Here is a 16719-nt window from a genome sequence, read left to right on the forward strand (position 1 = left end):
CGGGCACGGTACACCGGCAATGCGACAATGCGGCGCGCAACCCCACAGAAACAGCGAGGAACACCGAATGACCCTCTACGGACCCGGCGGCGCCGACGCGCGCGAGCCCCGCGGGCGCGGGCTGCATCCCGCCGTGCTCGCCCTCGTGGCCGCGGCCGGCACCATCACGGTCGCCGCGCTCGGCTACTGGGTTCTGCGTGACCCCGCCGAGGCGCCGCAGCCGTCCGCACCCGCCGCCGCGCCGGGCGCCGCGTCGTCGGCCGCGGCGACGACCACCGTGGCGGCCGGCCGCCGGCTCACCACCGGTTCCTGGGTGCTGGCCCTCGCCGCCGACCGCAAGACCCGCCTGAGCGCCGACGACGACTTCGCGGCGATGACCCGCACCGACCCGATGGTGCTCACCGTGGTGCCCGGCCTGGCCGACGAGGACTGCTTCACCTTCCGCGGCGACGACGGCAAGTACCTGCGGCACTACGACTACCGCCTGCGCTTCGACGACCTGTCGGACGAGGACCTGTTCCGCGCCGACGCCACGTTCTGCCTCGAGGACGGCCTGCCCGCGGGCACCGTTCGCCTGCGCTCCAAGAACTACCCCGGCCACGCCCTGCACCGCCGCGACGAGAAGCTCTACATCGACGAACCCGACGGCACGAAGGACTTCAGCGCCGACAGCACCTTCACCATCCAGGAGCCACCCAACTCGTGAGTGTTTGGTTCGCGCAGGCGGGGCAATCAAGCAGGGTATGAAGCGGGGTCTACGAGCGGCCGTGGCCGCTGCCGGTTCGGCTGTGGCGGCGGTGGCGGTGCGGGATCTGCTGCAGCGCGACCACGCGCTGCTGCGCAACTTCCCGGTGGTCGGGCACGCCCGGTATCTCATCGAGGCGATCGGGCCGGAACTGCGGCAGTACGTGGTGGCCGGGAACGACGAGGAGCGTCCGTTCACCCGGGACCAGCGGCGCTGGGTGTACGCGTCGGCGAAGCGCGAGAACAACTACTTCGGGTTCGGCACGGACAACGACATCGAGTACACGTCCGGATATCCGATCATCAAGCACCGCACGTTCGGCCGGGCCGTACCGCCGTCCTCGCCGCAGGCCGGGTACGAGGCGCACGTGCCCTGCGCGAAGGTGCTGGGTGAGGCGCGGGACCGGGCGAAGCCGTTCCGGCCGGCGTCGATCGTGAACATCTCCGGCATGAGCTTCGGCTCGCTCTCCGGCGCGGCCGTGGAGGCGCTGAACCGGGGTGCGGCGCTCGCCGGCTGCCTGCAGAACACCGGCGAGGGCTCGCTGTCGGCGCACCACCGGCACGGCGGCGACCTCGTGCTGCAGATCGGCACCGCGTACTTCGGCTGCCGCGACGAGCAGGGCCGCTTCGACCTGCGGCGGCTCAAGGACCTGGTGGCGTCGGCACCGGTGAAGGCTCTGGAGATCAAACTCAGCCAGGGCGCCAAGCCGAGCCTGGGCGGGCTGCTGCCCGGCGTCAAGGTCTCCGCGGAGATCGCCGCCGCGCGCGGGATCCCGCAGGGCGTGGACTGTGTCAGCCCGTCGCGGCACGCCGAGTTCAGCGACACCGACAGCCTGCTCGACTGGGTGGAGATGCTGGCCGCCGAGACCGGTCTGCCGGTCGGCATCAAGTCGGCCGTCGGTGACCTGGAGTTCTGGGACGAGCTGACCGGGCTCATGGCGAGCACCGGCCGGGGCGTCGACTTCGTGACGATCGACGGCGGCGAGGGCGGCACCGGCGCCGCGCCGCTGATCTTCACCGACTCCGTGTCGCTGCCGTTCCAGGTGGGCTTCACGCGGGTCTACCGGCTGTTCGCCGAGCGCGGCCTGCACGAGAAGGTGGTCTTCGTCGGCGCCGGCAAGCTGGGGCTGCCGGACAACGCGATCGTGGCGTTCGCGCTCGGCTGCGACATGGTCAACGTGGGCCGCGAGGCGATGCTGGCGCTCGGCTGCATCCAGGCGCAGAAGTGCCACACCGACACCTGCCCGACCGGCGTGGCCACGCAGAACCGCTGGCTCACCCGCGGGCTGGACCCGGCGCTGAAGTCGGTGCGCGCCGCCAACTACGTCAAGACGCTGCGGCGGGACCTGCTCAAGGTCGCCGAGGCGTGCGGGGTGGAGCACCCGGGGCTGATCGAGGCCACGTCGGTGGAGATCCTCGACGGCCGCACCGCCGCGACCGGTCTGGATCAGGTCTACGGGTACCGGCCCGGCTGGGGCCTGCCGTCGCCGGCCGACCGGGAGACGGTCATCGCGCTGATGACCGCCACCGAACCGCAGGGCGGCAGCGCGCCGCCGTCACCGCAGGCCGCGGGCGTCTCCGGCTGATCTTCTAGGATGCCTGGGTGATCCTCGGGCGCGGTGCGGAGCTGGCAACAGTGGAGGCTTCGCTGACCGGCGCGGCGTCCGGGCGAGGCGGGGCGCTGGTGGTCCGCGGCGAGGCGGGGATCGGCAAGTCGGCACTGCTCGAGCACGCCACCGGACGGGCGAGCGACCTGGGGTTCCGCGTACTCGGTACGGCTGGGGTGCAGGCCGAGGTGCTCATCGCGTACGCCGGGATCCATAGGCTGCTCCGCACCGCGCCGGACCTGGCCGATCAGGCCGCGACCATCCTGGATCTGCCGGACACGCTGCCGTTCCGCGCGGCAACCGCCCTGCTGGACGCCGTGGCCGCGGCCGGTGGACCGATTCTGATCACTGTCGAGGATCTGCAGTGGCTGGACGACGCCAGCTGGGACGCGCTCGCCTTCGCCGCACGCCGGCTGGGATCGGAGCGCGCGGCGATGCTGCTCACGGCACGCGACGGGGAGGACGTCGGGCGCCGGCTGGCGGGTGCGGGGCTTGCGGAGGTACGCCTGGAGCCGCTGAACCGCGAGGACTCGCGCGCCCTGCTCGATCGCGTCGCGCCCGGCCTCACCCCGGCTCTGTCCACGCGTGTGCTGGACGCCGCCGAGGGCAACCCGCTCGGCCTCGTGGAACTCGGTGAGGCCGCGGCCCGGTCCGGCGCCGGCGCGCTGCTCCCCAACTCCCTGCCGCTCAGCGAACGGCTGGAACGAACGTTCTCTCTGCTCGTCGGCGAACTCCCCGAGGTCACCCGGACCCTGCTGCTCGTGGCCGCTCTCGACGACGGCGACGACCTGGACGAGATCGTCCGCGCGTGCCGGCTCCTGGAATCCGCGACCGCCGGGCCGCAGGACGTGGACCCGGCAGTGGCGACCCGTCTGGTCACCGTGGACGACCGGTTCCGGCTGCGGTTCCGGCATCCGCTGCTGCGTTCCGCGCTCTATCAGTCGGCCTCCGCCGCCCGCCGCCGCGAGGTGCACGCCGCGCTGGCCGAGGCGCTGACCGCGGAGCCGGACCGCACCGTCTGGCACCGGGCCGCCGCCGCGAGCGGCCCCGACGAAGGGCTCGCCCGGCAGCTCACCGAGATCGCCACGCGGGCCCGGCACCGGGAGGCGGCCGGGATCGCGCTGACCGCTTTCGAGCGTGCCGCGAGGCTGAGCCAGGATCCCGCGGCCCGCGGCTACCGGTTGCTCGCGGCCGTGGACATGGCCTCCGAGCAGGGCGACACCGCGGCGAACAGCCGCCTGCTGGCCGAGATCAGGCCGCACGAGCTGACCCCGGCCGACCGGGCGGTCCACGAGATGCTCCGGGAGGTGCACCACGGCACCCACTGGTCGGGCAGCGACCGGCTGAACCGGATCGCCGGGGCCCTCGAGGCCCTCGCCTCGGCGGGTGACGCGGAGAAGGCGATCCGCCTGCTCGACACGATCGCGCTGCGGACCTTCTACTCGGAGCCCGACCCGGCCGTCCTCGCCCGGGTGACCGCCGCGGTCAAGCAGCTCATGGCCGTCTCCGACGATGCGCAGCTGCCCGGGTTCCTCGCGCTGATCGCACCGGTCAGCCACGGCGACGAGGCACGGCGGCGGATCCGGGACCTGCTGACGGCGGGCGGGACCGACCCGTACACCACCTACCACCTCGGGATCGGGGCGAGCGCGGTCGGCGACTGCCCCACCTCGTGCGAGCTGTCGGCGGTCGCCGTGGCCGGGCTGCGCGAGCAGGGCCGCCTCGGTGTGCTGTACCGGGCGCTGATCACCCACGTCACGAGCTGCATCTTCCTGGGCGACGCCCGGACCGCGCTGGCGCTGCTCCCGGAGGCCGAGTCGCTCGCGCGTGAGCTCGGCGCGCCGAACTGGGTGCTCACCGCGTGGATGGCGGCCGGTGTCGCGGAGGCTCTGAGCGGCGACGTAGCCGCGGCCGAGGCGCATGCCGCCGCCGCGGCGGGTCCGCTGCTGAACTACGGGCGCAACGCGCTGCTCTCCGGCGTCCGGCACATCCGCGGGGTCGTGGCACTCGGGTCCGGGCGGCCCGCGGAAGCGTTCCACGAGCTGCGGCGGGTGTTCGACCGGGCCGACGACGCATACCACCCGAGCACCTCGTTCAAGCTGGTGGCCCACCTCGCGGAGGCGGCGGCGGGGTGCGGCGCGACCGGCGAACTGCGGCGGATCATCGAGGAGCTGAGCCCGGCGGCGGAGGTGAGCCGCGACCCCGCGCTGCTCAACGGCCTCGGTTACGCGGAGGCCGTGCTCACCGACACCGCGGAGGGCTACGAGAAGGCGCTCGGCGACGACCTCGCGCGGTTCCCGTTCGAGCTGGCGCGGCGGCAGCACGCGTACGGTGCCTGGCTGCGCCGCCGCCGTCGCCCCGCCGAGTCCCGGCCGCACCTGCGGGCCGCCGCCACCACGTTCGACGCGCTCGGCGCCACGGCCTGGGCCGACCGCTCCCGCGCCGAGCTGCGCGCCTCCGGCGAGTCGGTGCGCCGCGCCTCCGACACCGGAACGGAGCTGACTCCACAGGAGACCCAGATCGCCCGGCTGGCCGCGCAGGGGCTGAGCAATCAGGACATCGCCGACCGGCTCGTGCTGTCGCCGCGTACGGTCTCCACCCACCTGTCCCGGATCTATCCGAAGCTGGGCATCCGGTCCCGCGCGGAACTGGCCCGGGTGCTGGGGATTACATAGTTATACGTACGCGAACGGCCGCCCCCGGCTCCTAGATTGAGGGCATGCCACTGGGGGAACGGCTTCGCGGGTTCCGGCACACCGCCGGACTGACCATGGAACAGCTCTCCGATTCGTCCGGGGTCAGCGTCCGCGCGATCAGCGACATGGAGCGGGGACACATCCGGGCGCCGCAGCCGCGTACGCTCGCCGCGCTCTCCACCGCGCTGGGCCTGACCGACGACGAGCGCGAGCGGCTCGAGGAGGACGCCCGCGCGCTACGGCTGCACACCGCCGGCGCCCGGCCCCGCTCGTTCGAACCGCCCCGCGCGGTCACGGATTTCGTCGGGCGGGACGCGGAGTTCCGCCGGGTCACCACCGGCTGCGATCCGATCGTGGTGGTGCACGGGCAGCCCGGCGTCGGCAAGACCGCCTTCGCGCTGCGCCTGGCCGAAGCACTCCGCGACCGGTTCCCGGACGGCTGCCTCTATCTGGACCTGCGCGGCCTGGACCCGGAGCCGCCGTCCGCCGGTGAGGTGGCCACCCACCTGCTGAAGGCGTTCGACGTGCACCCGCGCCGGATCGGCGACACCGGCGAGCAGCGGTGCGGCCAGCTCCGGGCCCTCCTGCGGGACCGGCGGTGCCTGCTGGTGCTGGACAACGCCGCCGACGAGACCCAGGTGCGCCCGCTGCTGCCCGGCGGCGGTGCGGGGCGGACCGTGGTGACCAGCAGGCGCGCGCTCGCCGGTCTGGAGAGCGTTCTCCGCGTCCCGCTGAAACCGCTGGAACCGGCCGAGTCCGCCGAGCTGCTGAGCTCGATCGCCGGCCGGGACGACGACATGACCGCGGTGGCCCGGCTGTGCGGGCACCTTCCCCTCGCTCTGCGGATCGCCGGCACCCGTCTGGCGAACCGGCCCGCGTGGACGGCCGGCCACCTGGCGTCGCTGCTCGCCGACGAGGACCGGCGCCTGGCCACGCTGCACATCGGCGACACCGGGGTGGCGGCCGCGTACGCGCTCTCGCACGCCCAGCTCTCCGGTGAGGGCCGCGCGCTGTTCCGGCGGCTGGCGCACCTGCCCGACGACGACTTCGGAGCGCCGATCGCCGCCGAGCTGATCGCGGCCGATCCGCACGACGCGGGCGACCGCCTCGACGAGCTGGTCGAGCTGGGTCTGCTCGAACACTCCGGCGCCGACCGGTATCGCCTCGCCGGCCTGCTCCGGATCTACGCCGCCGAGCGGCTGCGCGCGGAGGAACCGGCCGCCAAGCGGGCGGCGACCCGGCTGCGGATCGAAAAGTTCTGCAGGTCGTCCTGCCTGGTACCGGTACCGGCCCGCTGATTGCATCGGGGCATGTCAACTCATGTTCCCCGGCGCACCGTCCTGGCGGGCGCCGCGGCGGTTGCCGCCGCCGGTGCCGCCGTCGCCGTCAGCGGGTCGCCCGCCGCCGCCACCGGCAACGGCCCCAAGCCCACCATCGTGCTGGTGCACGGCGCCTTCGCCGACGCCACCGGCTGGTCCGACGTGATCACCCGGCTCACCCACGCCGGCTACCCGGTGATCGCGCCGCCGAACCCGCTGCGCGGCGTCGCCTCGGACTCCGCGTACCTGCGGGACTTCCTGACCACGGTGACCGGGCCGGTGGTGCTGGCCGGTCACTCGTACGGCGGCGTCCTGATCACGAACGCGGCGACCGACAACGCGAGCGTCAAGGCCCTGGTCTACATCGCCGCGTTCGCCCCGGACGCCGGCGAGACCGTGTTCGGCCTGCAGAACCAGTTCCCCGGCACCCTGCTCACCCAGGACCAGCTGGAGTTCCGGCCCTGGCCGGGCGGGATCGACGGGTACGTGCGCAAGGAGGCGTTCCGGGCGGTCTTCGCCGGTGACCTCCCGGCCTCGACCACCGACGTCATGTGGGCGGCGCAGCGCCCGGGCGACACCTCCAGCCTCCAGGAGGCGTCCGGCGCGCCGGCCTGGAAGACGATCCCGTCGTTCTACCTGGTGGCGAAGGAGGACAGGCTCATCCCCGCGGCCGCGCAGCGCTTCATGGCGCGGCGGGCCGGTGCGCACACCGTCGAGGTGAAGGCCTCGCACGTCGCCATGATCTCCCAGCCCCGCATCACCGCCGACCTGATCCGGAGGGCCGCCCGATGAGCTTCGTGACCACCGCCGACGGTACGCAGATCTTCTACAAGGACTGGGGCACCGGCCGCCCGGTCGTGCTCAGCCACGGCTGGCCGCTGAACTCGGACAGCTGGGAGGCGCAGCAGCTGTTCCTGGCCGACAACGGCTACCGGGTCATCGCGCACGACCGGCGCGGGCACGGCCGGTCGACGCAGACCTGGGACGGCAACGAGATGGACACCTACGCCGCTGACCTGGCCACGCTGATCGAGCACCTGGACCTGCGCGACGTCACCCTGGTCGGCTTCTCCACCGGCGGCGGCGAGATCACCCGCTACATCGGCAACCACGGCACCGGCCGGATCGCGCAGGCGGTGCTCGTCTCCGCCGTCCCGCCGCTCATGGTCCGCCGCGACGACAACCCCGGCGGCGTGCCGATCGAGGTGTTCGACGGCATCCGGGCCGGTTCCGCCGCGGACCGGTCGCAGCTGTACAAGGACCTCGCCGACGGGCCGTTCTTCGGCAACAACCGCGACGGGGCCGAGATCTCCGAGGGCATCCGCGCGGCGTTCTGGCTGCAGTCGATGGCCGCCGGGCACCGCAACGCCTACGAGTCGATCGCCGCGTTCTCGGCCACCGACTTCCGCGACGACCTCGCCAAGTTCGACGTACCCACGCTGGTCATCCACGGCGACGACGACCAGGTCGTCCCGTTCGAGGTCGGCGGCAAGGCCTCCGCCGCACTCGTCAAGGACGCGCGGCTCATCGTCTATCCCGGTGCGCCGCACGGCATCACCGACACCCACAAGGAGCAGCTCGGCAACGACCTGCTCGCCTTCCTCAAGGAGATCTGATGGCGACGATCGTCCTGATCCACGGCCTCTGGGTGACACCGCGCAGCTGGGAGCAGTGGATCCCGTACTACGAGGCGAAGGGCCACACTGTCGTGGCGCCGGCGTACCCCGGTTTCGAGGTCGAGGTGGAGGCGCTTCGGGCGAACCCGGAGCCGATCGCCACCGTGACCGTTCCGGAGACCGTCGCGCACCTCGAGAAGGTCATCGCCGAGCTGCCGGAGAAGCCGATCCTGATCGGCCACTCGTTCGGCGGGACGCTCACCCAGCTGCTGCTCGACCGCGGGCACGGCGCGGCCGGTGTGGTGATCGACTCGGCGCCGCCGGAGGGCATCCGCGTCACGCCTCCGTCGCAGATCAAGTCGCTGTTCCCGATCCTCAACAACCCGGCGAAGCGGCACCAGGCGGCCGGGTTCACCGCCGAGCAGTGGCACTACGCGTTCGCCAACACGCTCTCCGAGGAGGAGTCGCGGGCGTCGTACGAGCGGTACGCGATCCCGGCGCCGGGCAGCTGGGTCTGGTCGTACGGGCTGATCGCCAACTTCAAGCCCGGTAAGCAGGAGACCTGGGTCGACTTCCGCAACAACGACCGGGCACCGCTGCTGTTCATCGCCGGCGGCGCGGACCACATCATGCCGCCGTCGGTGAACCGGTCCAACGCCGAGCACTACAGGGCGCCGGACACCGTCACCGAGTACTACGAGTTCCCCGGCCGCTCGCACTGGACCTGCGCCGAGCCCGGCTGGGAAGCGGTCGCCGACAAGGCCCTCGACTGGGCCCTGGGCCACGCGCGGTAGGTGACGCGCCGGACGAGGGTCTCGAACGGCCCTCTCCGGCGCATCCGCCCGGCGATCAGCACGGTGGCCGCCCAGGCCGCGGTCGCCAGCAGCGCGGTGGTGGTGACCGTGAGCCGTCCGGAGAGGTCGAGCAGGAACGGCGTGAAGACGATCGCCCAGGTGACCGACTGCGCGAGGTAGAACGTCATCGACCGCTGCCCGAGCGCGATGATCGACCTGCTGCGCCAGCCGGCCAGGGCGAACAGCGCGGCATATCCGAGACCGCCCAGCGTGCCGGTCGCGCTGTGCAACGCGGCCGCCGGCTCCGGATTCGGCAAACCGGAGACGCCCGACAGCCACAACGCGATCGGCTGTGCACCCAGCACCGCCGCACCCAGCCCGGACACCGCCACCACGGCCAGCAGGCGCGACGGGCGTTCGAGCAGGCGCCGCCGGCCAGCCCACAGCCCGATCGCGAACGGGCACAGGAAACCGAGCGGCCCCAGCAGCGCCACGACCGCCGCCACCGGCAGACGGGACGCGATCATCGTCGCCGGATCCGGTGGCAGCATCGACACATCCGGCCCGGCGAGGCTGATCGTGGACGCGTCGCCGCTCGGCAACGCGGTGATCACGAAGAACACCGTGGCGGCGCCGAGCAGCCAACTGTCCTTCCACCGCACCATCCAGGCGCCGATCACGAGCAGGACGCCGTACGCCGCCAGGATGTCGCCGACGTAGAAGAGCAGGGCGTCGGCCAGGCCGACGACGATCAGCACGGCGCTGCGGCGCCAGAGCAGATGACGTACGCCGGCCGCGCCCCGTGGTCGCTGCCGGCGCACGATCTGCGCCACCCCGTACCCGAAGAGCAGCCCGAACATCGGGAACGCCCGCCCGTCCACGAACGTCGACAGCAGCCAGATCACCACCCGGTCCACGACCGTTCCGTCCTGCGGGTAGCCACCCCGGACCTCGGCCGCCGGCAGGAAGTAGTGGGTGTTGGCCAGCGCGATGAACAGCAGCATCACGCCTCGTGCCAGATCGGGCCCGGGTGCCCGGTCGGCTGTCGCGGTGGGTCCTGGCAGGCTCATGCCCCGACGCTACGAACGGCGGCGCCCGCACACAGCGGCCGTGAGTCGACGCCGGGGTCTACTAAAGTCAGATGTTGATCTTTATGCTCCGTCCGTGTCACAGCATCCCGACGTCGTCTTCGAGGCCGGCGCCGCCTATCCGGCCCTGGTGTCGCTGAAGTCCGCGCTGGCCCGCCACGACTGGCCGGGCGCCCGCGCGGTGCTCGACGCCGCGACGCCCGGCAGCCGCACCAGCCTCATCGATCTCGCCGCCGACGAGGCACCCCGGGACTTCCTGGAGAACGTGTTCCGCGACGATCCGGCCGACGGCGCCGCGGGTGCCCTGCTCGGTGCGCACCTGACCAGCGTCGGCTGGAACATCCGCGGGTCGGGCCGGGCCCGCAACGTCAGCCGCGAGCAGTTCGCCGCATTCCACGAGTGGCTGCGCAGGGCCGAGCAGGTGCTGATCGAGACGACCGCGCGCTGCCCCGGCGACCCCGCGGGCTGGTCGCGCCGGCTGACCACCTCCCTCGGACTGCAGACCGGCGAGGCCGAGTTCCGCCGCCGGTACGACCGGGTCGCCGAGGCGGACCCGCACCACTGGCCGGCGCAGACCAGCATGATCCAGCGGTTGTGCCCGAAGTGGGGCGGCTCCTGGGAGAAGGTCCACCGGTTCGCCCACGAGGCGTCAGCCGCCGCGCCGCTCGGGTCGCTCTCCGGTTCCCTGGTCGCCAAGGCCCACATCGAGCACTGGTTCTCGCTGGTGGTCGACGACGAGGCCGCGGCGATCGCCTACCTGCGCACCCCGGCAGTACGGGACTCGATCTACGACGCGGCCCGCCGTTCGGTCGGAGCCCCGCAGTTCCGCCCGGAACTCGGCTGGGTCCGGGCCGCCAACGAGTTCGCGTTCCTCTTCAGCGAGCTGGGCGACCGGGGCGCCACCGCCTGGCTCTTCGGCGGCCTCGGCACGCTCGCGACCCGGCTCCCCTGGCAGTGGGTGCGCGGCGACGCGGTCGAGACCATCCGAGCACGGCGGGAGTGGGCCCGATGATCCAGCGGTTCGACGTGGACGGCGTACCGGCGCTGTTCACCCCGGTGGACGGGCAGCTGCACGCCGGCCTGGCGTTCCGGGCCGGCCTCGCGGACGAGTCGCTGGCCCGGCTCGGCATGACCCACCTGGTCGAGCATCTGGCGCTGAGCTTCCACGGCGTCGCCGACAACCACAGTTACAGCGCGGCCGGCGACGAGATCACCCAGTTCCACATCGGCGGTTCGGAGACCGACGTCGTCGCGTTCCTCAACGGCGTCTGCGCGGCCCTGAGCGACCTGCCCCTGCACCGCCTGGCGGTCGAGAGGGACATCCTCACCGTCGAGCAGCACGGCCGGCAGCCCTCGATCGACGAGCCGCTGGCGGGTCACCGGCACGGTGCCCGCGGTTACGGCCTGCGCGGTTATCCCGAGATGGGCCTGGCCTCGATCACCCCGGACGGCGTACGGGCGTGGGCGGCGCGGTTCTTCAACCGGGCCAACGCGGTGCTGTGGATCGCCGGGCGCGGCGTGCCGGCCGGTCTGCGGCTGGCGCTCCCGGACGGGCAGCGGCAGCCCGTCCCGGTCGCGTCGTCGGCCCTGCCCGTGCGGCCGGCGTACGTCACCGGGCCGGACGGGGTGCTCGCCTGGAACGCGGTGGTCCGGCGCCGGGCCGCCGCAGGGGTCTTCGCCGGTGTCCTCCAGCGAGCCATGTTCCGGTCGCTGCGCGGGCAGGCGGGTATCTCCTACGTCGCCGGCGCGACCCATGACGACCGGGGCGACGGCACCACGGTCGTCACGGCAACCGCCGACGCGCTGCCGGAGAAGCAGAGCGCGGTGGTGGGCGGATTCGTCGACGTGCTCGCGACGCTGCGATACGTGGGCGCCGACCCGGCCGAGGTGGCGGCCGTCGTGCAGCAGCGGTGTGAGGGACTCGCCGGCGCCGGACGGGCGGGACGGCTGCTCCCGGGGCAGGCGGCCGACCTGCTGACCGGTCATCCGGTGCGCACCGCCGAGGAGGCCGGCGCGGACCTCCGTACCGTGAGCGCCGCTGACGTGCGGGAGGTGGCCGCCGAGGCCTGGGCCGACGGCCTGCTCATGGCACCGGGCGGGGCCAACGCGGGCTGGACCGGACTCGCCGCGGTGCCCACCCGCTCCCCCTTCGCGGTCACCGGCACCGGGTACCCGGCGCTCGGCGACGACGAGATCCGCATCGTGGTCGGCCGGCCCGGCGTCAGCCTGATCTCCGGCGACGAGGAGTGCGTGACGGTCGCGTTCGACGAGTGCGCCGCCGTACTCGCCCGCCCGGACGGCGGGCGGACGCTGATCGGCAACGACGGCCTCACCGTGACGATCGAGCCGACGCTGTTCGAGAACGGGCCCGCCGCGGTGGCGAGGGTCGACGCGCACGTCCACCCCGGCCTGCGCATCGACCTGCCGGCCCGGGACCCCGACTCGATCCCGCAGCCGCCCGAGACCGAGGAGTGCTGCGACGACGACTGCTGTGACAGCGACTGCTGCGACGGGGACTGCTGTTCCGACGACGACTGCGCGGGCGAGTGCTGCGAACAGTGCTGCGACGACGACTGCTGCGGCAGTGACTGCCGTGACGGGGACTGCTGCTCGGACGACGGCTGCCCGGGACCGTGCTGCACCGGCGGTCGCGTCGGCCGGGCCCTGCGCCGCCTGCGCCGGCGGTGAAGAAACTCAGGTTCCTGGGAGCGCTGCCGATCTGACACATCACAGGCGCAGGCAGCGAAGCGAAGGAACCCCGGGTTTGATGCCACAGTTGCCCCGGCCGGGCCGTACGGTCAACCAGCTCGTCGTCGCCGTGCTCGGCGCGGCCCTGGCGACGGCGGCCCTCGGCGTGCTCGGCACCTGGGTGGCGCTGCCGAACTGGGCGCTGTGGCCACTCACCGTCGGCGGCGTGCTCCTCGCCGCCCCGGCCTGCCTGGTCGCCGCGAACACCGGGACGGGTGCCGGCCGGTTCTTCTGGCGGCGCCTCTGGCTCGCGGTGACGATTCTCGGGGCGGGCTCGCTCAGCCAGTGCTTCGACAAGCTCCACGATCCCGGCAAGGCCGTCGCGATGAGCCCGCTCACCGGCGTCCTCTATCTGACCGCGATCGGCGTCGCCACGGTGGCACTGCTGCGCCTGCCCGGGCAGCGGCGCACCTGGCGTGCCACGGTCGCCCTCGGGCTCGACGTCGCCGTCGTCGGCGCCGCCGCGGCCCTGATCATGCTCCAGGTGCTGACGATCCTGCCGGTGCCGATGATCGACGGCGCGGTCGCCGCCGCGCTGCGCGGCATCATCCTGGCGACCGCCGCCGCCGCGGTGCTCGCCGTCATCAAGGTCGACATGAGCGGCTCCGGGCCGGTCAGCGGGCGGGCGCTGTGGATCCTCAGCCCGGTCGGCCTGCTCGCGCCGGTGTCGTTGCTGGTCGCGCCGGTCGCCGTGCAGTGGCACCACCTGAGCGCCACGGCCGTCGTGCTGCCGCCGTTCGCGGTGATGGTCACCCTCGCCGCGCGGGCGCAGACCCTGGCCAACCTGGCGGGACCGGCTGCCGAGACGCTGGCCGGGACGCGGCCGCACCGGCGTACGAGCGCGGTGCCGTACGTCTCGGTCGGTCTGACCGCGACCATGCTCCTCGGCGTGACCATGCACCTGGGCTATCTGCCCGCCGGCCACGCGGCCGGCACCGTGGTCCTGATCCTGCTGGTCGTCGTCCGCCAGCACGCCGCCCTCGCCGACAACACCCTGCTGCTGGACCGCCTCGCCGACCAGGCCCGCTACGACGATCTGACCTGCCTGCCGAACCGGCGGTACTTCACCGACGCCCTGCACCAGCGGACCGCGTCCTCGGTCGTCGCGGTCTGCGACCTGGACGACTTCGCCGCGCTGAACGACCGCCTCGGTGACGACGCCGGCGACGCGGTGCTGCGCCAGGCCGCCGAGCGGATCACCCTCACGGTCGGCGGTGACGCCCTGGTCGCCCGCCTGGCCGGCGACGAGTTCGGCATACTGCTGCCGGGCGAGGCGGACCGTGCCGCACTCGCCGACACCCTGCTGCACGCCTTCCGGGCGCCGCTGTCGGTCGACGGCCACGACCTGCTCGTCACGGTCACCGTCGGTGTCGCCGCCGGGGACGAGGACACCGTCGCGGACCTGTTGCGCCGCGCCGAACTGGCCCTGCAGGCCGCCCAGCGGGTGGGCGCCAACCGCTCGGAGTCCTACAGCGCCGGCCTCGACGCGACCGCCCAGCATCACGCGCACCTCGCCGCCGCGCTGCGCCAGGGGCTGGAGAACGACGAGTTCCGGCTCGTCTACCAGCCGATCGTCGAGTTGCCGGAGGGCCGGATCCGGGGCGTGGAGGCGCTGATCCGGTGGCATCCGGGTGGCGGCGACGCGGTGTCGCCGGCCGAGTTCATCCCGGTGGCCGAGCAGACCGGCCTGATCATCGACCTGGGCGCGTGGGTCCTGGAGACGGCGTGCGCCGACGCGGCGGCGTGGCATCGCACGTACGGCGGCGGCGCGCCCCGGGTCAGCGTCAACGTGTCCGCCCGCCAGCTGCTCGACCCCGAGCTGCCCGGCCTGGTCGCGGCCGCGCTGCGGCGGCACGGCCTGCCGCCGCACATCCTCACCTGCGAGATCACCGAGACGGCGGTCTTCGTCGGCGGCGCGGCACTGACCACCGTGCACGCGCTGCGCGAGCTGGGTGTCGGCATCGCCCTCGACGACTTCGGCACCGGCCACTCGTCGCTCACGCTGCTGCGTACCTGCCCGGTCACGACGCTGAAGGTGGACAAGTCGTTCATCGACGAGCTCAACGGCAGCCCGCAGCAGGAGGCGATCGCGGCGTCGCTGAGCGGCATCGCCGACACGCTCGGACTGGGCGCGGTCGCCGAGGGCGTGGAGACCCGCGACCAGGCCGAACGGCTGCACGAGCTCGGGTACCGATACGCGCAGGGCTTCTTCTTCGCCCGCCCGGTGCCGGCCGGCCAGATCGACGCGAAGCTCGGGGCACCGACCACGGTCGCATGACATTTGTCATCGCCTCCGCGTGCAGCCGCGCACCGGAACCGGTGTGTGACGGCACTGCCCGGCGCGCCCGGCCGCCGACAGACTCGAAGCATGACGACAACGACATCGGCGGCGGTCGAGGTGACCGGGGTGCACCGCCGATACGGTGGCCCTGACGGTTTCGAGGCGGTGCGCGGCGTCTCCTTCGAGGTTCGGCGCGGTGAGCTGTTCGCGCTGCTCGGCACGAACGGCGCGGGCAAGACCTCCACGATGGAGCTGGTGGCCGGTTTCACCCGGCCGCACGCCGGCACCGTGCGGGTGCTCGGCCATGACGCCTTCGCGGAGCGGCCCGTGGTGCGCCCGCAACTGGGGATCATGCTGCAGGAGGGTGGCTTCCCGCCAGACCTGACGGTGGCGGAGACGGCGACGATGTGGGCCGGCACGCTGAGCGATCCGCGCCCGGTCGGCGAGGCCCTCGAGCTGGTCGAACTCGGGCACCGGTCCGGCGTGCGCGTCCGCCAGCTCTCCGGTGGTGAACGCCGCCGCCTGGATCTCGCTCTCGCCGTGCTCGGCCGTCCCTCGGTCCTGCTGCTGGACGAGCCCACGACGGGCCTCGACCCGGAGAGCCGCCGCAACGCCTGGCGGATGATCCGCGGCCTGCTCGCCGGCGGCGTCACCGTGCTGCTCACCACGCACTACCTGAACGAGGCGCAGGAGCTCGCGGACCGGCTGGCGATCATGCACGAGGGCCGGGTGGCGACGTCCGGCACGCCCGCCGAGATCGTCGCCGGGCATCCGGCGCGGATCACCTTCCGGCTGCCGGGCGGTGCCGGTCTCGCGGCGTTGCCGGCGCTGCCGGGCCTGCGCCCGGACAGCGAGGACGGTGGTCCGGGCCGGGCGGTCACGATCCGCACGGACGGGCTGCAGCGCACGCTCACCGAGTTGCTGGGCTGGGCGGCGCGGCACGAGGTCGAGCTTTCCGGCCTCGAGGCCAGGCCGGCCTCGCTCGAGGAGGCGTTTCTCGCGGTTGCCGACGATCAAGAGCCTTTGGGGGTACGGGCATGAGCACGGTGATCCGGATGAGCCGCTTCCGGTCGGTCAGCCTCGCGGAGCTGCGCCTGTTCGGGCGCAACCGTACGGCCATGTTCAGCGCGCTGGCCATCCCGCTGATCCTGGCCGTGGCGGTCTCCAGCGCCGGTATCGAGGAGGGCGGGGTGCCCGTGGCGGCGATCGTCGTCACCTCGCTGCTCGGCTACGTCCTGCTGGCCGCCGTCTACTACAACCTGGTCACCACGTACGTGACCCGCCGCGAGGACCTGGTCCTCAAGCGCCTGCGCGCGGGCGAGCTGTCCGACGGCGAGATCCTCACCGGCATCGCCACCCCGATGGTCGCCGTGGCGCTCGCCCAGATGGTGGTGTTCGTCGTGCTCGGCGCGGTGCTCTTCGGGTTACCCGTACCGGTCAACGCCCTCGTCCTGGTCGCCGGCGCACTCGGCGGTGTGGTGGTGTTCGTGCTGCTCGCCGCGGTCTCCACGGAGTTCACCAGGACGACCGAGTCGGCACAGGTCACCACGCTGCCGGTGATGCTCGCCTGCCTGATCGGCTCGATGATCTACTCGTCGCTGGACGACGCGCCGGAGATCGTCGTCGCGGCGCTGCGGGCGCTGCCGCTGACACCGGTCGTCGACCTGATGCGGCTGGGCTGGCTGGGCACCACCGGCGAGCCGGACCCCGTCGGGTTCACCGAGGTGTTCGGCGAGGCCCTCGTCCCGGCCGGGATCCTGGCGGCGTGGATCGTGGTGTGCCTGATCGCAGTGCGGCGCCGCTTCCGCTGGGAACCGCGACGGTAA

13 protein-coding genes are annotated in these 16719 nt (G+C 73.1%); 12 read left to right on the forward strand and 1 reads right to left on the reverse strand.

From position 1 onward, the window contains the following. Nucleotides 1-67 precede the first annotated feature (67 nt). The 7 genes from AB0M02_RS27345 to AB0M02_RS27375 are packed head-to-tail and all read left to right on the forward strand — an operon-like array spanning nucleotide 68 to nucleotide 8776. Nucleotides 68-706 carry an AbfB domain-containing protein gene (locus tag AB0M02_RS27345; RefSeq protein WP_364231540.1) on the forward strand — a complete coding sequence of 213 codons (639 nt, stop codon included), beginning with the start codon at nucleotides 68-70 and terminating at the stop codon, nucleotides 704-706. 37 nt (nucleotides 707-743) lie between these two features. Beyond that, nucleotides 744-2330, forward strand: coding sequence for an FMN-binding glutamate synthase family protein (locus AB0M02_RS27350; protein WP_364231542.1), 1587 nt, complete (start codon nucleotides 744-746; stop codon nucleotides 2328-2330). Between the two features lie 17 nt (nucleotides 2331-2347). Beyond that, a complete protein-coding gene (locus tag AB0M02_RS27355; protein WP_364231545.1) occupies nucleotides 2348-5026 on the forward strand; it encodes a LuxR family transcriptional regulator in 2679 nt (892 codons plus the stop codon). 44 nt (nucleotides 5027-5070) lie between these two features. Further along, nucleotides 5071-6345: a helix-turn-helix domain-containing protein gene (locus AB0M02_RS27360; RefSeq protein WP_364231547.1), complete on the forward strand. Its 1275-nt coding sequence runs from the start codon at nucleotides 5071-5073 to the stop codon at nucleotides 6343-6345. A gap of 12 nt (nucleotides 6346-6357) precedes the next feature. Further along, the gene (locus AB0M02_RS27365) at nucleotides 6358-7158 is read left to right on the forward strand and encodes an alpha/beta hydrolase (protein WP_364231550.1); all 801 of its coding nucleotides are present in this window, start codon (nucleotides 6358-6360) and stop codon (nucleotides 7156-7158) included. Next, on the forward strand, nucleotides 7155-7982 hold the full coding sequence (locus AB0M02_RS27370) for an alpha/beta hydrolase (RefSeq protein WP_364231553.1): 828 nt from the start codon (nucleotides 7155-7157) through the stop codon (nucleotides 7980-7982). Before AB0M02_RS27365 ends, AB0M02_RS27370 begins: the two co-directional genes overlap by 4 nt. Beyond that, nucleotides 7982-8776, forward strand: a complete 795-nt coding sequence (locus AB0M02_RS27375; protein ID WP_364231556.1) for an alpha/beta hydrolase — start codon at nucleotides 7982-7984, stop codon at nucleotides 8774-8776. The genes AB0M02_RS27370 and AB0M02_RS27375 overlap by 1 nt, the downstream gene beginning before the upstream one ends. Here AB0M02_RS27375 and AB0M02_RS27380 read toward each other — a convergent pair. Then, a complete protein-coding gene (locus AB0M02_RS27380; RefSeq protein ID WP_364231559.1) occupies nucleotides 8677-9846 on the reverse strand; it encodes a DUF418 domain-containing protein in 1170 nt (389 codons plus the stop codon). The genes AB0M02_RS27375 and AB0M02_RS27380 overlap by 100 nt on opposite strands. A 94-nt stretch (nucleotides 9847-9940) precedes the next feature. Between AB0M02_RS27380 and AB0M02_RS27385 the strand changes: the two genes are divergently transcribed. The 5 genes from AB0M02_RS27385 to AB0M02_RS27405 all read left to right on the forward strand — a co-directional run bounded on the left by AB0M02_RS27385 (nucleotide 9941) and on the right by AB0M02_RS27405 (nucleotide 16719). After that, a complete protein-coding gene (locus AB0M02_RS27385) occupies nucleotides 9941-10876 on the forward strand; it encodes a hypothetical protein (protein WP_364231562.1) in 936 nt (311 codons plus the stop codon). Further along, a complete protein-coding gene (locus AB0M02_RS27390; RefSeq protein ID WP_364231565.1) occupies nucleotides 10873-12552 on the forward strand; it encodes an insulinase family protein in 1680 nt (559 codons plus the stop codon). Before AB0M02_RS27385 ends, AB0M02_RS27390 begins: the two co-directional genes overlap by 4 nt. 79 nt (nucleotides 12553-12631) lie before the next feature. After that, nucleotides 12632-14890, forward strand: a complete 2259-nt coding sequence (locus AB0M02_RS27395) for a bifunctional diguanylate cyclase/phosphodiesterase (protein WP_364231568.1) — start codon at nucleotides 12632-12634, stop codon at nucleotides 14888-14890. A gap of 90 nt (nucleotides 14891-14980) precedes the next feature. Further along, entirely contained in the window at nucleotides 14981-15934 is a 954-nt protein-coding gene (locus AB0M02_RS27400) for an ABC transporter ATP-binding protein (protein WP_364231571.1), read from the forward strand. Beyond that, on the forward strand, nucleotides 15931-16719 hold the full coding sequence (locus AB0M02_RS27405) for an ABC transporter permease (RefSeq protein WP_364231574.1): 789 nt from the start codon (nucleotides 15931-15933) through the stop codon (nucleotides 16717-16719). Before AB0M02_RS27400 ends, AB0M02_RS27405 begins: the two co-directional genes overlap by 4 nt.

This window comes from Actinoplanes sp. NPDC051861, from assembly GCF_040681145.1.
GTDB lineage: Bacteria > Actinomycetota > Actinomycetes > Mycobacteriales > Micromonosporaceae > Actinoplanes.